This window comes from Streptomyces sp. NPDC040432, from assembly GCF_055595445.1.
The window spans coordinates 102,188-119,168 of the sequence record NZ_JBVIVP010000010.1; the positions used below are offsets into that span (position 1 = coordinate 102,188).

The 16,981-nt window shown below is 71.9% G+C and carries 17 protein-coding genes and 1 riboswitch; of the genes, 11 read left to right on the forward strand and 6 right to left on the reverse strand.

The genetic code is table 11. From position 1 onward, the window contains the following. Window positions 1–5: 5 nt before the first annotated feature. Both nagA and ACZ58N_RS21735 read right to left on the reverse strand, forming a co-directional pair. A complete protein-coding gene (nagA, locus tag ACZ58N_RS21730) occupies window positions 6–1,157 on the reverse strand; it encodes an N-acetylglucosamine-6-phosphate deacetylase (RefSeq protein ID WP_471162280.1) in 1,152 nt (383 codons plus the stop codon). After that, window positions 1,157–2,089 (reverse strand): ROK family protein, encoded by a 933-nt coding sequence (locus ACZ58N_RS21735; RefSeq protein ID WP_471162616.1) that lies wholly within the window; start codon window positions 2,087–2,089, stop codon window positions 1,157–1,159. Before ACZ58N_RS21735 ends, nagA begins: the two co-directional genes overlap by 1 nt. Window positions 2,090–2,301: 212 nt before the next feature. On the opposite strand from ACZ58N_RS21735, the gene ACZ58N_RS21740 reads away from it, so the two are divergent. The 3 genes from ACZ58N_RS21740 to otsB all read left to right on the forward strand — a co-directional run bounded on the left by ACZ58N_RS21740 (window position 2,302) and on the right by otsB (window position 4,845). After that, entirely contained in the window at window positions 2,302–3,606 is a 1,305-nt protein-coding gene (locus ACZ58N_RS21740; protein WP_471162283.1) for an extracellular solute-binding protein, read from the forward strand. Between the two features lie 44 nt (window positions 3,607–3,650). Continuing rightward, entirely contained in the window at window positions 3,651–3,911 is a 261-nt protein-coding gene (locus tag ACZ58N_RS21745) for a DUF3263 domain-containing protein (RefSeq protein WP_471162286.1), read from the forward strand. Between the two features lie 79 nt (window positions 3,912–3,990). Further along, the gene (gene otsB, locus ACZ58N_RS21750) at window positions 3,991–4,845 is read left to right on the forward strand and encodes a trehalose-phosphatase (protein WP_471162289.1); all 855 of its coding nucleotides are present in this window, start codon (window positions 3,991–3,993) and stop codon (window positions 4,843–4,845) included. 79 nt (window positions 4,846–4,924) lie between these two features. Here the strand turns inward: otsB and ACZ58N_RS21755 are convergent, their stop codons facing one another. Together ACZ58N_RS21755 and ACZ58N_RS21760 are read right to left on the reverse strand one after the other, a co-directional pair. Continuing rightward, window positions 4,925–6,388 carry an alpha,alpha-trehalose-phosphate synthase (UDP-forming) gene (locus ACZ58N_RS21755; protein WP_471162292.1) on the reverse strand — a complete coding sequence of 488 codons (1,464 nt, stop codon included), beginning with the start codon at window positions 6,386–6,388 and terminating at the stop codon, window positions 4,925–4,927. A gap of 61 nt (window positions 6,389–6,449) precedes the next feature. Next, entirely contained in the window at window positions 6,450–7,400 is a 951-nt protein-coding gene (locus tag ACZ58N_RS21760; RefSeq protein ID WP_471162295.1) for a glucosyl-3-phosphoglycerate synthase, read from the reverse strand. A gap of 185 nt (window positions 7,401–7,585) precedes the next feature. Beyond that, a riboswitch (SAM riboswitch) is annotated at window positions 7,586–7,743 on the forward strand. A gap of 17 nt (window positions 7,744–7,760) precedes the next feature. On the opposite strand from ACZ58N_RS21760, the gene thrC reads away from it, so the two are divergent. From thrC to groL, 4 genes are all read left to right on the forward strand, one after another. Next, window positions 7,761–9,050, forward strand: coding sequence for a threonine synthase (gene thrC, locus ACZ58N_RS21765; protein WP_471162297.1), 1,290 nt, complete (start codon window positions 7,761–7,763; stop codon window positions 9,048–9,050). 34 nt (window positions 9,051–9,084) lie between these two features. After that, window positions 9,085–9,360, forward strand: a complete 276-nt coding sequence (locus ACZ58N_RS21770; protein WP_356875960.1) for a ubiquitin-like small modifier protein 1 — start codon at window positions 9,085–9,087, stop codon at window positions 9,358–9,360. 430 nt (window positions 9,361–9,790) lie between these two features. Continuing rightward, window positions 9,791–9,997: a cold-shock protein gene (locus ACZ58N_RS21775; protein WP_008743607.1), complete on the forward strand. Its 207-nt coding sequence runs from the start codon at window positions 9,791–9,793 to the stop codon at window positions 9,995–9,997. Between the two features lie 353 nt (window positions 9,998–10,350). Next, window positions 10,351–11,973 carry a chaperonin GroEL gene (groL, locus tag ACZ58N_RS21780; RefSeq protein WP_281203599.1) on the forward strand — a complete coding sequence of 541 codons (1,623 nt, stop codon included), beginning with the start codon at window positions 10,351–10,353 and terminating at the stop codon, window positions 11,971–11,973. Window positions 11,974–12,127: 154 nt separating this feature from the next. Here the strand turns inward: groL and ACZ58N_RS21785 are convergent, their stop codons facing one another. Both ACZ58N_RS21785 and ACZ58N_RS21790 read right to left on the reverse strand, forming a co-directional pair. Further along, window positions 12,128–12,556, reverse strand: a complete 429-nt coding sequence (locus ACZ58N_RS21785) for a GNAT family N-acetyltransferase (RefSeq protein ID WP_471162301.1) — start codon at window positions 12,554–12,556, stop codon at window positions 12,128–12,130. A 59-nt stretch (window positions 12,557–12,615) separates the two neighbouring features. Continuing rightward, a complete protein-coding gene (locus ACZ58N_RS21790; protein ID WP_471162304.1) occupies window positions 12,616–13,200 on the reverse strand; it encodes a Uma2 family endonuclease in 585 nt (194 codons plus the stop codon). A 128-nt stretch (window positions 13,201–13,328) separates the two neighbouring features. Between ACZ58N_RS21790 and ACZ58N_RS21795 the strand changes: the two genes are divergently transcribed. The 4 genes from ACZ58N_RS21795 (at window position 13,329) to ACZ58N_RS21810 (ending at window position 16,844) form a co-directional block, all read left to right on the forward strand. Then, window positions 13,329–13,937 (forward strand): phosphoribosylanthranilate isomerase, encoded by a 609-nt coding sequence (locus tag ACZ58N_RS21795; protein ID WP_471162307.1) that lies wholly within the window; start codon window positions 13,329–13,331, stop codon window positions 13,935–13,937. A gap of 244 nt (window positions 13,938–14,181) precedes the next feature. Beyond that, window positions 14,182–14,922, forward strand: coding sequence for an SDR family oxidoreductase (locus ACZ58N_RS21800; RefSeq protein WP_471162309.1), 741 nt, complete (start codon window positions 14,182–14,184; stop codon window positions 14,920–14,922). 139 nt (window positions 14,923–15,061) lie between these two features. Beyond that, a complete protein-coding gene (locus ACZ58N_RS21805) occupies window positions 15,062–15,490 on the forward strand; it encodes a hypothetical protein (protein WP_471162312.1) in 429 nt (142 codons plus the stop codon). Window positions 15,491–15,662: 172 nt separating this feature from the next. After that, window positions 15,663–16,844 (forward strand): S8 family peptidase, encoded by a 1,182-nt coding sequence (locus ACZ58N_RS21810; protein ID WP_471162315.1) that lies wholly within the window; start codon window positions 15,663–15,665, stop codon window positions 16,842–16,844. Window positions 16,845–16,981 lie beyond the last annotated feature (137 nt).

Genomic DNA, 16,981 nt, shown 5'->3' on the forward strand with positions numbered 1-16,981 from the left:
GCGGCTCAGCCGAGGGGGCTGACGATCCATTCGCCGCGCCGCATGACGCCCTTGACGTCGAACTCGGCGTCCAGGACGACGAGGTCGGCGTATTTGCCCGGGTCCAGCGAACCGACCTGGTCGTACAGGCCGAGCAGCTTGGCGGGGTTGGCGGAGATCGCCTGGACGACGGATTCGACGGGGAGCCGGTCCAGCGTCACCGACCGCTTGAAGGCGGTGTCCAGGGTGAGGGTGGAGCCGGCGATGGACCCGCCCTCCACGAGCCGGGCGACACCGTCCTTGACCTCCACCTCCAGTGGGCCGAGGTGGTAGGTGCCGTCGCCGAAGCCGGCGGCGTCCATGGCGTCGGTGATGAGCGCGACCCGGTGGGCTCCCGCGTGGTGGAAGGCCAGTTCCAGCATCGCCGGGTGCAGGTGGGTGCCGTCGTTGATCAGCTCGACGGTGACCCGCTCGTCCTCCAGCAGCGCGGCGATGGGGCCGGGGGCGCGGTGTTCCAGGCCGGGCATCGCGTTGTACAGGTGGGTGGCGACGGTGGCGCCCGCGTCGATGGCCTGTCGGGTCTGGTCGTACGTGGAGTCCGTGTGGCCGATCGCGGCGATGACGCCGTGCTCGGCCAGCAGCCGTACGGAGTCGAGCCCGCCCGGCAGTTCGGTCGCCAGGGTGAACATGCGGGCGGCGCCGTGCGCGGCGTCGATCAGCTTGCGGACCTCGGCCGGGTCGGGGTCGCGCAGGAGTTCCTCCTTGTGCGCGCCCTTGCGGCAGGGGTTGATGAACGGCCCTTCGAAGTGGATGCCCGCGATCTCGCCCTGCTGGGTGAGCTCGGCCAGCAGCCCGGCGCGGCGGGCCAGTTCGTCGAGGTCGCCGGTGACCGTGGACGCGACGAGGGTGGTGGTGCCGTGCTCGCGGTGGGTGCGCACGCCCTTGAGCACGTCCTCGGCGGTGCCGGAGGTGAAGGAGGCCCCGCCGCCGCCGTGGTTGTGCATGTCCACGAAGCCGGGGACGATCCAGTGCCCGGACAGGTCGACGTGCCGCGCGCCCTCGTCGGCGCTGCCCGCGATGCGGTCGCCGTCGACGATGACCCGGCCGCCCGCCACGGTGCCGGTCGGCAGCACCACCCTGGCGCCGGAGAGAACGGTGCTGTGTGCGCTTCCGGACATCAGGCAGGTACCTCCGTGGCGAGTAGGTCCCAGGCGAGCAGCCCTGCGCCCAGGCATCCGGCGGTGTCCCCGAGGGCCGCCGGAACGATCTCGGGCAGCCGTTGGAACGTCACGCGTTCCTCGACGGCCGCCCGAAGGGGTGTGAACAAGGTTTCCCCCGCCTCGGCCAGCCCGCCACCGATGATCAGCGTGCGCGGGTCCAGCAGGGTGATCGCGGTGACGAGCCCGTCGGCGAGGGCGCCGATCGCGGACAGCCAGACCTCGCGGGCGCGCGCGTCGCCGGACTCGACGGCCTTCGCGCAGTCCGCCGCGTCCGCGTCGGGGTCGCCGGACGCGGACGCCCAGGCGCGGCTGACGGCGGAGGCGGAGGCCAGGGTTTCCAGGCAGCCGTGCTGGCCGCAGCCGCAGGCGGGTCCGCCGGGCCGCACCACGATGTGACCGATCTCGCCCGCGTAGCCGTGCGCGCCGGCCTCGATGGCCCCGGCGATGCCGATGGCGCCGGCGATGCCGGTGCCGAGCGGGACGAACAGGAAACGGTCGGCGCCGTGGCCCGCGCCGATGCGGCCCTCGGCGAGGCCGCCCGTACGCACGTCGTGGCCCAGGGCGACCGGGATGCCGCCGAGGCGTCCGCCGAGGAGGTCGCGCATCGGTACGTCGCGCCAGCCCAGGTTCGCCGCGTACACGGCGATGCCCCGGTCGGCGTCGACGATGCCGGGGACGGCGACGCCGGCGGCCGAGGCGGCCGTACCGAACCGCTCCAGGCCCAGGACCAGCAGCTCGGACGCGAAGTCCAGGATCGTCTCGACGACGGCCTCGGGACCCCGCTCGCGGCCCGTGGCGCGGCGCGCCTCGTGCAGCAGGGTGCCGTCCTCGGCGATGAGGGCGGCCTTCATCCCGGTGCCGCCCACATCGAGGGCGATGACGTGTTTCACGGGTTTCACAGGAGACAGTCTCGCGTGCTCGACAGGCAAAGGTCTAGTCCATTGGGAGGGATTGTTGAGCGGCCATACAAATTCGGGACCTTGGTCCGGCCACAGTCCGGACACAGTCCGGCCGCGGCGTGCGCGACGGGTGTGAGGGAGCCGTCAAAGTGGTGTAGACCTTACGTCGAATCGTACGTACGACAAGGGGTGGATCGAGAACCGTGAAGGGCCGTTACCTGAGCTTGGCCGCGTCCGGCGCCGTGCTGTGCCTGACCGCTGTGACGCTGACCGGCTGTGGCAGCCTGGACAGCCTCACCGGGAACAACGAGGTGACCCTGCGGGTCGTGGCGGCCGACTACGGCGACAATCCGCAGAACTCCTCGACGGGCTACTGGAAGGACCTCGCCGCGGCCTTCGAGAAGGACAACCCGAACGTCCGCGTCGAGGTCAGCGTCTACTCCTGGTCCGAGGTCGACGCCAAGGTCGCCGAGATGGTCAAGGCGGGCAAGGCCCCCGACATCGCGCAGATCGGCGCCTACGCCGACTACGCGGAGGCGGACAAGCTCTACACGGTCGACGAACTGCTCTCCGTGAACACCGAGGCCGACTTCCTGAGCCCCCTCGCCGACGCCGGCAAGGTCAAGCGCGTCCAGTACGGCATGCCCTTCGTGGCCAGCACCCGGCTGCTCTTCTACAACACCAAGCTCCTCGCGGACGCCGGAGTCATACCCAAGGACGGCGCCACCCCCTGGCAGCCCAAGAGCTGGGCGGACCTGGAGGCGGCGGCCAAGAAGCTCAAGGCCGCGAACGTGCCCACCCCGTTCGCCGTGCCGCTCGGCCGCGAGGAGGCCCAGGCCGAGTCGATGATGTGGATGCTCGCCGGCGGTGGTGGCTACACCGACAACGAGGAGGGCTACCAGATCGACTCCCCGGAGAACGTCAAGGCCTTCGAGTTCCTCCGCGACACGATGGTCGGCCAAGGCCTCACCGGCCCCGTCGAACCGGGCAAGCTCGACCGGCAGGCCGCCTTCGACGCCTTCACCCGCGGCGAGGTCGGCATGCTCAACGGCCACCCCACCCTGCTCAAGCAGGCCGCGGGCAAGGGCGTGAAGTTCGGCATGGTGCAGATGCCGACCGTCGACGGCACCGAGCACTCCACGATGGGCGTCGCCGACTGGGTCATGGCCTTCAAGAACGGCCACAAGAAGGAGTCCGGGAAGTTCCTGGACCACCTGTACGCGCCGAAGAACGTGACGACCTTCACCAACAAGTACGACCTCCTGCCCGTCACCACCAGCGGCTACCGCGCCATGGAGGCGAGCACCGGGGGCTCCGCCGCCCAGCTGAAGACCTTCCTGACGGCCCTGCCCAACGCCAAGCTCTACCCCGTCGGCAAGAAGTCCTGGGCCGGCGTCAGCGAGGACGTGAAGGAGAACATCGGCAAGGTCGTGCAGCCCGGCGGGCAGCCCGCGAAGGTCCTGGACGACATCGCGAGGTCCGCCATCAAGGCCGACGGCGACCGCTGACCCGCCGCGCGGCAGGTGTCGGTGGCCGCCGTTAATCTGGCCGTATGACGGACGACGGGCAGGTGGAGGGGCGGCCGGCGGCACCGCTGACCGCCACCGAGGCCGCCGTACTCGCCTACGAGGGGCGCAGCTGGCCCGGGCCGGGCGCCAAGGAACGGGCGATACGCGAGGCCCTCGGGCTGACCCCCGTGCGCTACTACCAGCTGCTCAACGCCCTCATGGACGATCCGCGCGCCCTGGAACACGCCCCCGGCACCGTCAACCGGCTCCGCCGCATCCGCGAGGCCCAGCGCGCCCGACGGTGATCCCGTACGCCGCCCCCCCTGAAGCGGCGTACGGAGGCGGTCTGGGCTTGGGGCGGACCACGCCGGTAGGGTCATCGGTATGGGGAGCCGCCCGAACGACCCGCAGATGCCCGAGCCCGTCACCGCCGCCGGACGCGAGGGCCTCGCAGCCCTCCTCCGCGCACCCCGCAGGGCCGTCGTCGCCCTCGACTTCGACGGCACCCTCGCCGACATCGTGCCCGACCCCGACCAGGCCCGCGCCCACGCGGACGCCGTCCCGGCGCTCGCCGCGCTCGCGCCCGAGGTCGCCGCCGTCGCCGTGGTCACCGGCCGCCCCGCCGGTGTCGCCGTACGGTACGGCGGGTTCGCCGGGGTTCCGGGACTGGAACACATGGTGGTCCTCGGCCACTACGGCGCCGAGCGCTGGGACGCCGTCACCGGCATCGTCCACGCCCCCGCCGAGCACCCCGGCGTCGCGGCCGTGCGGGCCGAGCTGCCCGGCTTCCTCGACTCCATCGGCGCCTGGCGCGGGACCTGGATCGAGGAGAAGGGCCGGGCGCTGGCCGTCCACACCCGTCGCGCCGCCGACCCCGAGCAGGCCTTCGCCGCGCTGCGGGAGCCGCTGGCCGAGCTGGCCGCGCGGCACGGACTGATGGTCGAGCCCGGCCGGGCCGTCCTGGAACTGCGACCCCCGGGCATGGACAAGGGCGTCGCCCTGACGGAGTTCCTCACCGAACGGGACGCCGAGGCCGTCCTGTACGCCGGCGACGACCTGGGCGACCTCGCCGCGTTCTCGGCCGTGGAGAAGCGGCGCGCCGACGGGCTGCCGGGGCTGCTGGTGTGCAGCGGCTCGGCGGAGGTGCCCGAGCTGGCCGCCCGCGCCGACCTGGTCCTGCCCGGCCCCGCCGCCGTCACCGGCTTCCTGGCCGCCCTGGCCCGGACCCTGCGCTCCTGACGACACCGCCCCTGACGTCACCGCTTCCGACCACACCCGCCGGGCCGGCCCGGACCCAGGGCCGGCCCGCGGCACCGTGTCAGGCCTCGGCCGCCAGCCGGTCCAGCTGGGCCGTGAACCAGGCCGCCGGGGGCAGCGCCGTGGCCGCCGCGGCCAGGCGCTTCGTACGCTCCGCCCGCTCCGCGGCCGGCATGGACAGCGCCGTGTGCAGGGCCTCGGCCGTCTGCGTGACGTCGTACGGGTTCACCACGATCGCGTCGTCCCGGAGCTCCCCGTACGCCCCGGCCCCCGTGGACAGGACCAGCGCGACGCCGGACTCCGACACCACCGGGATCTCCTTCGCCACCAGGTTCATGCCGTCCCGCACCGGGTTCACCAGCGCCACGTCCGCCAGCCGGTACGCGGCCAGCGAGCGCGCGAAGTCGTCCTCGACGGACACCAGCACCGGCTGCCAGTCCTCCGTACCGAACTCGGCGTTGATCTCCGCCGCCAGGTCCCGCACCGCCCGCGTGTACGACCGGTACGCCTCCAGATCCTGCCGGGACGGGTACGCGGACGCCAGGTGCACCACCTCGCCCCGCCACTCGGGGTGCGCCGTGAGCAGCTCCCGGTAGGCGAGCAGGCCGCGCAGGATGTTCTTCGACAGCTCGGTGCGGTCCACCCGGACGATCGCCTTGCGGCCGGCGACCTCGCTCCGCAGCGCCGCCAGTTTGTCGTCGACCTCCGGCCGGTGGGCCAGGGCCCGCAGGTCGTCGCCGTCCACGCCCAGCGCGAACACCGCCACGTCCGTCCGCCGATGGCGGACCGGGCCCAGCGGACTCTTGCGCACGAAGCGCGCCTTCGACTCCTCGACGCCCGCCGGGGCCATCGGCTCGGCGATGCCCCGCTCGTCGTCCAGGTGGGCGCCGCCCATGAAGCCGTGGGCCCACGCCCAGGTGTGGAAGCCGACCACGTCCGCGCCGAGCATCCCCCACATCAGCTCGGAGCGGATGTCGTCGGGCAGCATGCGCAGGTATTCGGGCGACGCCCACGGCGTGTGCGTGAAGTGCCCGATCCGCAGGTCCGGGCGCAGTGCGCGCAGCTGCCCCGGGACCAGCGCCAGGTGGTAGTCCTGCACCAGCACCCGGGCGCCCTCCGCGGCCTCCTGCGCCAGCGCCTCGGCGAAGGCCCGGTTGTAGGCGGTGTACGAGGCCCACTGCCGCCGGAATTCCGCGTCGAAGACCGGCTCGCGGGGCACGTCGTACAGGTGGTGGTGGGTGAACCAGAGCACCGAGTTCGCGATGCCGTTGTACGCGTCGTCGTACACCCCGGGGTCGATGTCGAGCATGCGCACGCCCGGCTCCGCGACGCCCCGGCGCACCGCCTCCCGATCGGCGTCGGACAGGGCCGCGCAGATCCACACGGCGTCCGGCTGCCGGGCGAGGGCCGCGGAGAGCCCGGAGACGAGACCGCCCCCGCCGCGCCGGGCACTGAGGGCGCCGTCCTGGTCGAGGGCGTACGAGAGCGGGCCGCGGTTCGCGGCGACGAGTACCTGAGAAGCCATGCGGCCAACCTAGCCAGGCCCGCCCCCGGTCAAACGCTTGTGCGCCGGGGCCCGCTGAGGATTACGCCACGCGACGGCCCGCGTACTCCTCGATCCCGGCCATCGGCGGCCGTTCCTCGGTGTCCACCGGGTAGGTATGCGGCACGAAACCGTCCGGCCCCCGCTCGAACTGCGTCAGCTCGGGCCGCACGAGGTGCCCGCGCGAGAGCCGCAGCTGCGCCGTGCGGTAGATCGCCGCCGCCATCCGGCCGAGCGCCTGCCCGTCCTGGTGGCGGTGCAGCCGCACACCGACGTCGACCTGGGCCAACGCGTCCAGCCCGACCGTGTGCAGCGCGTCCACGAGCAGGCCCAGCTCGACCCCGTAGCCGACGGGGAACGGCAGCCGCTCCAGCAGGGACCGGCGCACGGCGTACTCGCCGCCCAGTGGCTGCACGAAGCCGGCCAGCCGCGGCCAGTGCAGGTTCAGCAGGGGGCGGGCGACCAGCTCGGTGACCCGCCCGCCCTGGCCGGGGGCGTCGCCCAGCGGCCGGTCGTACATCGCCTTGACGAACTGGACCTGCGGATCGGTCAGCAGCGGACCCACGATCCCCGACACGAAGGCGGAGTCGAAGTCCCGCAGGTCGGCGTCCACGAAGCAGACGACCTCGCCGGTGGTCGCCAGCAGCGAGCGCCACAGCACCTCGCCCTTGCCGGGCAGCGCCGGGACGCGCGGGAGGATCTCGTCGCGGTGCACCACCCGGGCACCGGCGGCGGCCGCGACCTTCGCCGTACCGTCCGACGAGCCGGAATCGATCACGACGAGTTCGTCGACGAGCGGGCCGGCCGGGCCCTCGATCAGATCGCGCCGGATCACCTCGACGATCCGCCCGACGGTGGCCTCCTCGTCGAGCGCGGGCAGCACCACGCTGACCGTCGTGCCCGTCGCCCGTTTCCGGTCGAGGAGCTGGTCGAGCGGTCGGTCGGCGGCGGACCAGGAGCGGGCGGCCAGCCAGCGCTCCACCTCTTCCAGCACTCTCGGGACTCCCTGCTTCATCGGTGGTTTGGACCGAAAAGTGATCCATCTCGCGGTTCGGACGGCTGTCTCAACCACCCGGACCTTCGGTTACAGTCTTGAACAACGCGATGGCCCACCGCATGCCGGGGGTCCCGCGCACAAACGCCCGGACACGCCATGGAGCGCGCCGTCCGGTGCCATACCGCTCATCCAGAGGGGCAGAGGGATACGGCCCGTTGAAGCCCCGGCAACCCTCCAGTCGGTTCTCGCGATGCGTCTGCGACGCACTCCCGCGAGGTCCCCGGCTAGGGAAGGTGCCAATTCCGTCTCATGGCGAAGTGCGCCATGGGGAAGATGAGGAGAAAGGGCCTCGCCATCATGGCTGCACAGACCGTCGCCACCTCTGCCGAGCAGGCGTCCGTTGATCTCGGACCCGCCACCGGCCTTTCCTGTCGTGAGTGCGGAACCCGCTTCGAGCTCGGTCCCATTTTCGCCTGCGTCGAGTGTTTCGGACCGCTGGAAGTCTCCTACGAGCTGCCGCTGGGCAACCCCGAGGCCCTGCGCGCCGCCATCGAGGCCGGCCCCGACAACATCTGGCGCTACGCGCCGCTGCTGCCCGTCCCGGCGGACGTGGCCTCCAAGCCCAACCTGAACCCCGGCTTCACCAAGCTCGTCGACGCCGCCAACCTGGCCAAGGAACTGGGCGTCACCGGAAAGCTGTACGTCAAGGACGACTCCGGCAACCCGACGCACTCCTTCAAGGACCGCGTCGTGGCCATCGCCGTCGAGGCCGCCCGTGCCTTCGGCTTCACCACCCTCTCCTGCTCCTCCACGGGCAACCTGGCCGGCGCCGTCGGCGCCGCGGCCGCCCGCGCCGGCTTCCGGTCCTGCGTGTTCATCCCGCACGACCTGGAGCAGGGCAAGGTCGTCATGGCCGGTGTCTACGGTGGCGACCTCGTCGGCATCGAGGGCAACTACGACGACGTCAACCGCTTCTGCTCCGAGCTCATCGGCGACCCGCTGGGCGAGGGCTGGGGCTTCGTCAACGTCAACCTGCGCCCCTACTACGGCGAGGGCTCCAAGACCCTGGCGTACGAGATCTGCGAGCAGCTCGGCTGGCGGCTGCCCGACCAGATCGTCATCCCGATCGCGTCCGGCTCCCAGTTGACGAAGATCGACAAGGGTCTGCAGGAACTGATCAAGCTCGGCCTCGTCGAGGACAAGCCGTACAAGATCTTCGGCGCCCAGGCCGAGGGCTGCTCCCCGGTGTCGACCGCCTTCAAGGCCGGTCACGACGTGGTCCGCCCGCAGAAGCCGAACACCATCGCCAAGTCCCTCGCGATCGGCAACCCGGCCGACGGCCCGTACGTCCTGGACATCGCCCGGCGCACCGGCGGGTTCGTCGAGGACGTCAACGACACCCAGGTCGTCGAGGCCATCAAGATCCTCGCGCAGACCGAGGGCATCTTCGCCGAGACCGCGGGCGGCGTCACCGTCGGCGTGACGAAGAAGCTCATCGAGAACGGGCAGCTCGACCCGACGCTGACCACCGTGATCCTGAACACCGGCGACGGCCTGAAGACCCTGGAGGCGGTGGCCGCCGACAGCGGCCAGACCGCCACCATCCGCCCGAGCCTGGACGCGTTCCGCGCCGCCGGCCTGGCCTGATCCTTCCCACGACACCCGGAAAGGCGGTAGCGCCATGAGCGTCAACGTCCGCATCCCCACCATCCTGCGCACCTACACCGGCGGCGTCGCCGAGGTCCCGGCCGAGGGCGCGACCCTGGCCGAGGTCATCGACTCCCTGGAGAAGAACCACCCGGGCATCGCCGCGCGCGTCCTGGACGACCAGGGCAAGCTGCGCCGGTTCGTGAACGTCTACGTCAACGACGACGACGTGCGCTTCGAGGGCGGGTTGCAGACGGCGACGCCCGACGGCGCCGGCGTCTCGATCATCCCGGCCGTCGCCGGCGGCTGATCGTCCCGGACGGGCCGCCGATCGTCGCCCGCGGGCGACGGCCGTCGCCCACCGATTTCTGAATTGCCCCCTCCGTCAATAAGCGGAGGGGGCAATTCTGCTTGATTGGTAGCGGTAGGGTTGGGGAAGTCCCCTCCGCTGTTCTTGCCCGCCGCATATGAGCGGGGCCGGCGAGGGTTGACATTGAGTCAACATGTGCGCGCGCTATGGGGCTTTGGCGTGGATTGTCAGGCCCGAGTTGCCCAGGAGTATGGCAAATTTTCACTCTATTTCAATGTTTTCGCGTGTCCGGATTTCTCGTCGGATTGACCTGTTGCAGACAGCAGCGGTGCGGATACATTCAGCCCCGGTCGAGGCGTTCCGGCGCAAGTTCTGACCCGGGTTCGCGAAGTGCGGACCTGCGCAAGGGCCAGTAATAGGGGAGTTGGGCATGGCTCAGGGCACCGTCAAGTGGTTCAACGCGGAGAAGGGCTACGGCTTCATCGCGGTCGACGGTGGCGCGGATGTGTTCGTCCACTACAGCGCCATCCAGATGGACGGGTACCGCACCCTTGAAGAGGGTCAGCGGGTCGAGTTCGAGATCTCGCAGGGCCAGAAGGGCCCGCAGGCGGACATGGTCAAGCTCGCTGCCGGCTGAGTCCCAAGCGCGATCGACCACCGACGCACTCACACACGAGGGGCCCACATCCCGGACACGGGGATGTGGGCCCCTCGTGCGTGTCGGCCCCGAGGCCCTTGCGGCGCCCGGCCCCCGCCCCCTCGGCGCTCCCGGCGCGGGGCCGGTATTGCTCGAAGCCGCTTGCACTCGCGGGGGTCGAGTGCTAATCATTGGCGTTAGCACTCTCCGGGTGAGAGTGCTACTAAGACGAGGACCGGGCCGGTGAGGCCCGCAGGGTCCGGCGGGAAGGAACCGCCGGGTCCGCAGGCCGTCCGTCGCGGGCGCGGGCGCGGTCCGGAGCAATCCACCCCTGTCCGGGAGGACCACTTCAGATGGCCAAGATCATTGCGTTCAACGAGGAGGCCCGGCGCGGCCTTGAGCGTGGGATGAACCAGCTCGCCGACGCCGTCAAGGTCACCCTTGGCCCCAAGGGTCGCAACGTCGTCCTTGAGAAGAAGTGGGGCGCCCCCACGATCACCAACGATGGTGTCTCCATCGCCAAGGAGATCGAGCTTGAGGACCCGTACGAGAAGATCGGCGCCGAGCTGGTCAAGGAAGTCGCCAAGAAGACGGACGACGTCGCCGGCGACGGTACGACCACTGCCACCGTGCTCGCCCAGGCGCTCGTCCGCGAGGGTCTGCGCAACGTAGCCGCCGGCGCCAACCCGATGGCCCTCAAGCGTGGCATCGAGAAGGCCGTCGAGGCCGTCTCCGCCGCCCTGCTGTCGCAGGCCAAGGATGTCGAGACCAAGGAGCAGATCGCTTCGACGGCCTCCATCTCCGCCGCCGACACCCAGATCGGCGAGCTCATCGCCGAGGCGATGGACAAGGTCGGCAAGGAAGGCGTCATCACGGTCGAGGAGTCGCAGACCTTCGGCCTGGAGCTTGAGCTCACCGAGGGCATGCGCTTCGACAAGGGCTACATCTCGGCGTACTTCGCCACCGACATGGAGCGCATGGAGTCGTCCCTCGACGACCCGTACATCCTGATCGTCAACTCCAAGATCGGCTCGGTCAAGGACCTGCTGCCGCTCCTGGAGAAGGTCATGCAGTCCGGCAAGCCGCTGCTGATCATCGCCGAGGACGTCGAGGGCGAGGCCCTGTCGACCCTGGTCGTCAACAAGATCCGTGGCACCTTCAAGTCCGTCGCCGTCAAGGCCCCGGGCTTCGGCGACCGTCGCAAGGCCATGCTCGGTGACATCGCCATCCTCACGGGCGGCACGGTCATCTCCGAGGAGGTCGGCCTCAAGCTGGAGAACGCCGGTCTCGACCTGCTCGGCCGCGCCCGCAAGGTCGTCATCACCAAGGACGAGACCACCATCGTCGACGGTGCCGGTGACAGCGACCAGGTCCAGGGTCGCGTCAACCAGATCCGCGCCGAGATCGAGAACTCCGACTCGGACTACGACCGTGAGAAGCTCCAGGAGCGCCTCGCGAAGCTGGCCGGCGGCGTGGCCGTCATCAAGGCCGGTGCCGCGACCGAGGTCGAGCTCAAGGAGCGCAAGCACCGCATCGAGGACGCCGTTCGCAACGCGAAGGCGGCCGTCGAAGAGGGCATCGTCGCCGGTGGTGGCGTGGCCCTGCTCCAGGCCTCCTCGGTCTTCGAGAAGCTGGAGCTCACCGGTGACGAGGCGACCGGCGCCAACGCCGTGAAGCTCGCGCTGGAGGCCCCGCTCAAGCAGATCGCCGTCAACGGTGGTCTTGAGGGTGGCGTCGTCGTCGAGAAGGTGCGCAACCTGCAGATCGGTTGGGGCCTGAACGCCGCGACCGGCGAGTACGTCGACATGATCGCCGAGGGCATCATCGACCCGGCGAAGGTCACCCGTTCCGCGCTGCAGAACGCGGCGTCGATCGCGGCCCTCTTCCTCACCACCGAGGCCGTCATCGCCGACAAGCCCGAGAAGGCCGGTGCCCCCGCGGGCGGCGGCATGCCGGGCGGTGACATGGACTTCTGATCGGCCCCTGGCTGATCGGCTGTTCTCGAACGAGGGCGGCACCCCCACGGGGGTGCCGCCCTCGGGCGTTTCCGCGGCCGGCCGGGTCCGGCAGGACCGGGTCGGGTCCGCGCGGGGCCGGTCGGGTCCTGGCCGGCCCGGGGCGGGTCGGGGGTCAGGTCAGGGACTTGAGGAGCCAGACGTCCTCGTGGGCGGCGGGGAAGCCGGGGACGCGAGCCACTTCCCGGTAGCCGTGGCGGGCGTAGAAGGCCGGGGCCTGGAAGGTGAACGAGGAGACCAGGATGCTCACGCAGCCCCGCCGGCGGGCCTCCTCCTCGGCCGCCGCCAGCAGCTCGGCGCCCCGGCCGTCGCCCCGGCTGTCCTCACGGACCCAGGTCATGCCGATGCCCGCGCGGTCGCCCCAGCTCCAGCCGGACAGCCCGGCGACGAGCGCGCCGTCCGCGCCGGTGATCCGTACGGTGAACTCCGACTGCTCGTGTCCCGCCGTGGCCGCCTGGTTGAAGGCGTCCAGTTCCTTGCTGAGCCGCGCGTCGAGCTCGGAGTCCGCGCCGGCCGTGATGATGTCCACCCCGTGATCGTTCATGGGGCCATTGTGCGGTCCGGAGGCCACCCGGACCGATCGGTTTTGCGGCCGTCCCGGCCTCAGAAGCCGGAGGTGTCGAGGACGCAGTCGAACGGTTTCGGGATCCGCAGGTCCTCACCGAAGGAGACCGTGGTGCGGGAGCGGTAACCGTGCGGGGACGGGTCGGAGAAACAGGTGATTTCCGAGACCTGCATGTCGACGATCAGGTACACGGGGACGAGCAGCCCGTACACGTCCAGCTTCTCGTTCCAGTCCGCGTCCTTCGTGGAGACGGACGTGAACTCGGCGACCAGCGAGAGGGCCGCGCCGTCCGCGTGCCGGCCGTCCGCGTCGAAGGCCGCTTCGTCGGCCACGAAGAGGTCGGGTCCGTATGCGCGTCCCGCCGAGAGGAACTGGAAGAGGAAGGGAGCGATGTCCGTCGTGTGGCCCTCAGGGGCATGGGGCTCGATCTGGCGGCGCAATGCACGCATCGGGCGGTAGTGGCGCAGCTTGGGCCACGGTGACACGACGATCTTCCCCCGGATGACCTCGGCCTTGAAGCCGTCCGGCGTGTTCATCTCCTCGACGGCGCGCAGGAGGGTCTCGAAGGTGGTTGGTGCGGGCGGTGCCTCTACGGGTGTGGCTCGCTCGGTCAAGGTGGTCACCGTCGATTCCTCCGTTGGGCAGGGCGGTGCGGGGCTGTGCCTCACACCAGGCTAGTGCGGGCGGGAGGCCGGTGCCCGGTGCTCGGGACGGGGCGGCGCGGGACGGGCGGGTTTGGTTGGATCGGGGCATGAGCGAACGCAGCGTGCCCTTCGTCAAGATCTGTGGCCTGAAGACCGCCCACGACGTCGAGGTGGCCGTGGCCGCCGGGGCGGACGCGGTCGGCTTCGTCCTCGCCCCGGGCAGCCCCCGTACGGTCGACGCCGCCACGGCGCGGGCGCTCGCGGCGGGGGTGCCGGACGGGGTGCTCACCGTCGGGGTGTTCCGGGGCCAGTCGGTGGGGGAGGTGCGCCGTCTCGCTGAGGAGAGCGGGGTGCGCGCCGTTCAGCTCCACGGGGACGAGGGCCCGGAGTACTACGAGGAACTCCGCGCGCCCGGCCGGACGCTGGTCCGGGCCACCGCCGAGCACGTCGAGCGGTGCGGGGAGCTGGGGGAGGACCTGTTGCTGCTCGACGCCCCGGACCCGGGCTCCGGCAAGCCCTGGAACTGGGGCTCGACGGAGTTCACGGCCCCCGAGGGGCGCTGGTTGCTGGCCGGCGGGCTCACCCCGGCCAACGTCCGGGAGGCCGCCGCGACGACGGGCGCGTGGGGCGTGGACGTGTCCAGCGGCGTCGAGCGGGAACGCGGGGTCAAGTCCCCGGAACTGATCCGCGCCTTCGTGGCGGCGGCCCGGGGCTGAGCCCGCGCCGCGGGAGCTGAGCCCGCGCCGCCGGGGTGGTGGCGGGCCGCCTCCGAGCGGCCCCGGGCCGCCGCCGCGCGGCCCCGACCGACGAGATCCGACAGACCCCCGGGCACGGGCCGAGTGCCGTGACGGCCATGCCGCAGGGGTGGGTCCGGTCGGTGGGATTCGACTACTTGATCGTCGCGGGGGCTGTGCTAGGTTAATTCTGTAGTGATCGTTATCTAATTCAGGGGGATCCGTCATGGACAAGAACGCTCTGGTCACCGGCGGCAGCAGGGGCATCGGCCGGGCCGTCGCGGAACGCCTCGCGGCCGACGGGGTCACCGTCGTGCTGACCTACGCCCGCGATGAGGCGGCGGCCCGGGAGACCGTCGGGAAGATCACCGCGGCGGGCGGTCGGGCCCACGCGCTGCACGCGGAGCTCGGCCACCACGGGGACGCCGCCGCCCTCTGGGAGGCGTACGACGCGCTGGGGCTGGGCGGGGTGGACATCGTCGTCAACAACGCGGGCATCGGGCTGCCGATTCCCCTCGGCCAGGTCACCGAGGCGGACTTCGACCGGGTCTTCGCCGTGAACGTCCGCGCGCCGTTCTTCGTCGTGCAGGAGGGCCTCGACCGGCTGCGCGACGGCGGGCGCGTCATCAACGTCTCCAGTGGCGCCGCCCGGATCGCGATGCCCGAGATCCTCGCCTACGGGGCCACCAAGGGTGCACTCGACAACCTCACCCTCAACCTCGCGAAGGCCCTCGGCCCGCGCGGGATCACCGTCAACTCGGTGGCCCCCGGCATCGTCGACACCGACGTCAACGCCGGTTGGCTGCGCGGCAACCCGGAGGCGGAGGCGCACGCCGCCTCCCTCGCCGCGCTCGGCCGGGTGGGCCGCCCCGAGGACATCGCCGACATCGTCGGCTTCCTCGCCTCCGACGACGCCCGCTGGGTCACCGGCCGCGTGGTCGACGCCACGGGCGGCGCGGGGCTGTAACGGGGCGCCGTCGGGCCGGTCCGGTCGCGGGCCGGCCCGACGGCGGGACCCGAGTGCGGCGTGGGTGTCCGGTCGTACGACGATTCCCCTGGTGGACTCCGCCGGTTCGCACCGAACCCGTACCGCGCCAGGGAGCGACATGACCGAATCACCTCCGTCCCCCGAGGTCCTCGTCGACAAGCCCGTCCGGCTGGTCGGCCCGGAGCGCGTGCTCTCCGGGCGGCTCCTCTGCCTGCTGACCGGAAGCGAGTACACCGTCCGTGTCTCGTACGGGGAACGTGTCTTCGACAGTTCCTCCGCGACCGCTTTCGGCGCGTTGACGGACGTGCGTCGCCTGCTCCAGGCCGAGGGGCTGCGTCCTGCCGTCGAGGGTGCGCGTCTCGACGTGTATCCGAGCCGCATGGCGTTGGAGATGGGCGGCGGACGACGTTCCTACCGTTGGCCCGCCGAAGGGCGACCGTACACCGTCGACACCTTTGACGACGTGGCCGCGGAGGACGACGGGAAGCTGTCGTCCGTCGCCGAGCAGCAGGCCCGGATCGCGGATCGCCGACGATCGGGCCGCTGACCGGGAGGGTTCCGCGCGGCCGTCCGGGTGGTCTTCGTGGGGTGGTCGTCGGCCGGGCGGGGCGCGCGGGCCGCGGGGGGCACGGATGGGAGGAGCCGGCCCCGCCCGAGGAACCCCTCGCGGCGGGGCGGCTCGTCCGTGCCGATGTCCGACCCCGTGAGGGAGTTCCCCCATGCGCCTGCTCGCCCGCGTGGCCACCGCCGCGCTCCTCGCCGTGACCCCCGTGGTGGCCGGTACGGCGTCCGCCGCGGCCCCGGAGCCGATCCCGGCGCCGCTGTTCACCGCCGCCGACGCGGTGCCCGGCCGGTACATCGTGACCCTGGAGGAGGGGGTGGACGCGGCGGGGGCCGCCCGGGGCCTGGGCCTGGAGCCGTCGTTCCTCTACACCTCGGCGCTGAACGGCTTCGCGGTCGGGCTGACCCCGATCCAGCTGGCGGCCGTCCGCGACAGTCCGGGCGTGCGGTCGGTCGAGGAGGACGCCGAGGTGCGGTCCGTGCCGCGGCCGTCGTCGGCCGCCGGGTCGCGGGCATCGGCCGCCTCGTGGGGACTGGACCGGATCGACCAGGAGAGGCTTCCGCTGGACGACGGCTTCACCGTCCGCGGCACCGGCGCCGGGGTGACCGTGTACGTCCTCGACACGGGCATCGAGCGGGGCCACGCGGAGTTCGGCGGCCGGGCCGGGACCGGCTTCGACGCGGTCGACGACGGCCTTGACGGTGAGGACTGCCAGGGCCACGGCACGCACGTCGCGGGCACGGTAGCGGGCCGTACGTACGGGGTCGCCAAGGAGGCGGCCCTGGTGAGCGTACGGGTCCTGCGGTGCGACGGCTCGGGCACGTACTCGGGGATCGTCGCCGGGTTGGACTGGGTGGCCCGGAACGCCGTCCGGCCGGCCGTGCTCAACGCCTCCTTGGCCGGGGACCGTTCGGAGACCGTCAACAACGCGGCGACCGCGCTGGCCGACGCGGGCGTGCTGCCGGTCGTCGCCGCGGGCAACGCCGGCCGGGACGCCTGCCGGTTCTCGCCCGCCTCCGCGGCGAAGGTGGTGACGGTCGCCGCGTCCGACGGGCAGGACGAGCAGCCCGCCTTCTCCGACTTCGGCCCGTGCGTGACGCTCCACGCGCCCGGCACGGACATCGTCTCGGCCCGGCTGGGCGGGGGCGGCGTGGCCCACGACGGGACGTCGATGGCCGCGCCGCACGTCACCGGAGTCGCCGCGCTCTACCTGGCCGAGCACCCCGGGGCGTTGCCGGCGGAGGTCGCGGAGTTCCTCGTCGCCGCGTCCACGAAGGACGTCCTGACCGGCCTCGGCGACGGCAGCCCGAACCGGCTCCTCTCCACCGGCGGCCTCTGATCCCGGGCGGCGGCGCCTTGCCCGGACGGGCGCCCGGGTCGGTCGGGTCGAGCGGGTCGGGTCGGGTGGCGGCGGTCGGTCGGCCCGAGGGGGCGGGGCGAGGGGGCGGGAGCCGAGTGGGAGGCGAGCGCCCGTAC

What these genes read in the sequence shown, in the direction of transcription:
- nagA (WP_471162280.1), bottom strand. Translation starts at nt 1,157, where the DNA reads ATGTCCGGAAGCGCACACAGCACCGTTCTCTCCGGCGCCAGGGTGGTG.
- ACZ58N_RS21745 (WP_471162286.1), top strand. Translation starts at nt 3,651, where the DNA reads ATGACGGACGACGGGCAGGTGGAGGGGCGGCCGGCGGCACCGCTGACC.
- otsB (WP_471162289.1), top strand. Translation starts at nt 3,991, where the DNA reads ATGGGGAGCCGCCCGAACGACCCGCAGATGCCCGAGCCCGTCACCGCC.
- ACZ58N_RS21755 (WP_471162292.1), bottom strand. Translation starts at nt 6,388, where the DNA reads ATGGCTTCTCAGGTACTCGTCGCCGCGAACCGCGGCCCGCTCTCGTAC.
- thrC (WP_471162297.1), top strand. Translation starts at nt 7,761, where the DNA reads ATGGCTGCACAGACCGTCGCCACCTCTGCCGAGCAGGCGTCCGTTGAT.
- ACZ58N_RS21770 (WP_356875960.1), top strand. Translation starts at nt 9,085, where the DNA reads ATGAGCGTCAACGTCCGCATCCCCACCATCCTGCGCACCTACACCGGC.
- ACZ58N_RS21775 (WP_008743607.1), top strand. Translation starts at nt 9,791, where the DNA reads ATGGCTCAGGGCACCGTCAAGTGGTTCAACGCGGAGAAGGGCTACGGC.
- groL (WP_281203599.1), top strand. Translation starts at nt 10,351, where the DNA reads ATGGCCAAGATCATTGCGTTCAACGAGGAGGCCCGGCGCGGCCTTGAG.
- ACZ58N_RS21785 (WP_471162301.1), bottom strand. Translation starts at nt 12,556, where the DNA reads ATGAACGATCACGGGGTGGACATCATCACGGCCGGCGCGGACTCCGAG.
- ACZ58N_RS21795 (WP_471162307.1), top strand. Translation starts at nt 13,329, where the DNA reads ATGAGCGAACGCAGCGTGCCCTTCGTCAAGATCTGTGGCCTGAAGACC.
- ACZ58N_RS21800 (WP_471162309.1), top strand. Translation starts at nt 14,182, where the DNA reads ATGGACAAGAACGCTCTGGTCACCGGCGGCAGCAGGGGCATCGGCCGG.
- ACZ58N_RS21805 (WP_471162312.1), top strand. Translation starts at nt 15,062, where the DNA reads ATGACCGAATCACCTCCGTCCCCCGAGGTCCTCGTCGACAAGCCCGTC.
- ACZ58N_RS21810 (WP_471162315.1), top strand. Translation starts at nt 15,663, where the DNA reads ATGCGCCTGCTCGCCCGCGTGGCCACCGCCGCGCTCCTCGCCGTGACC.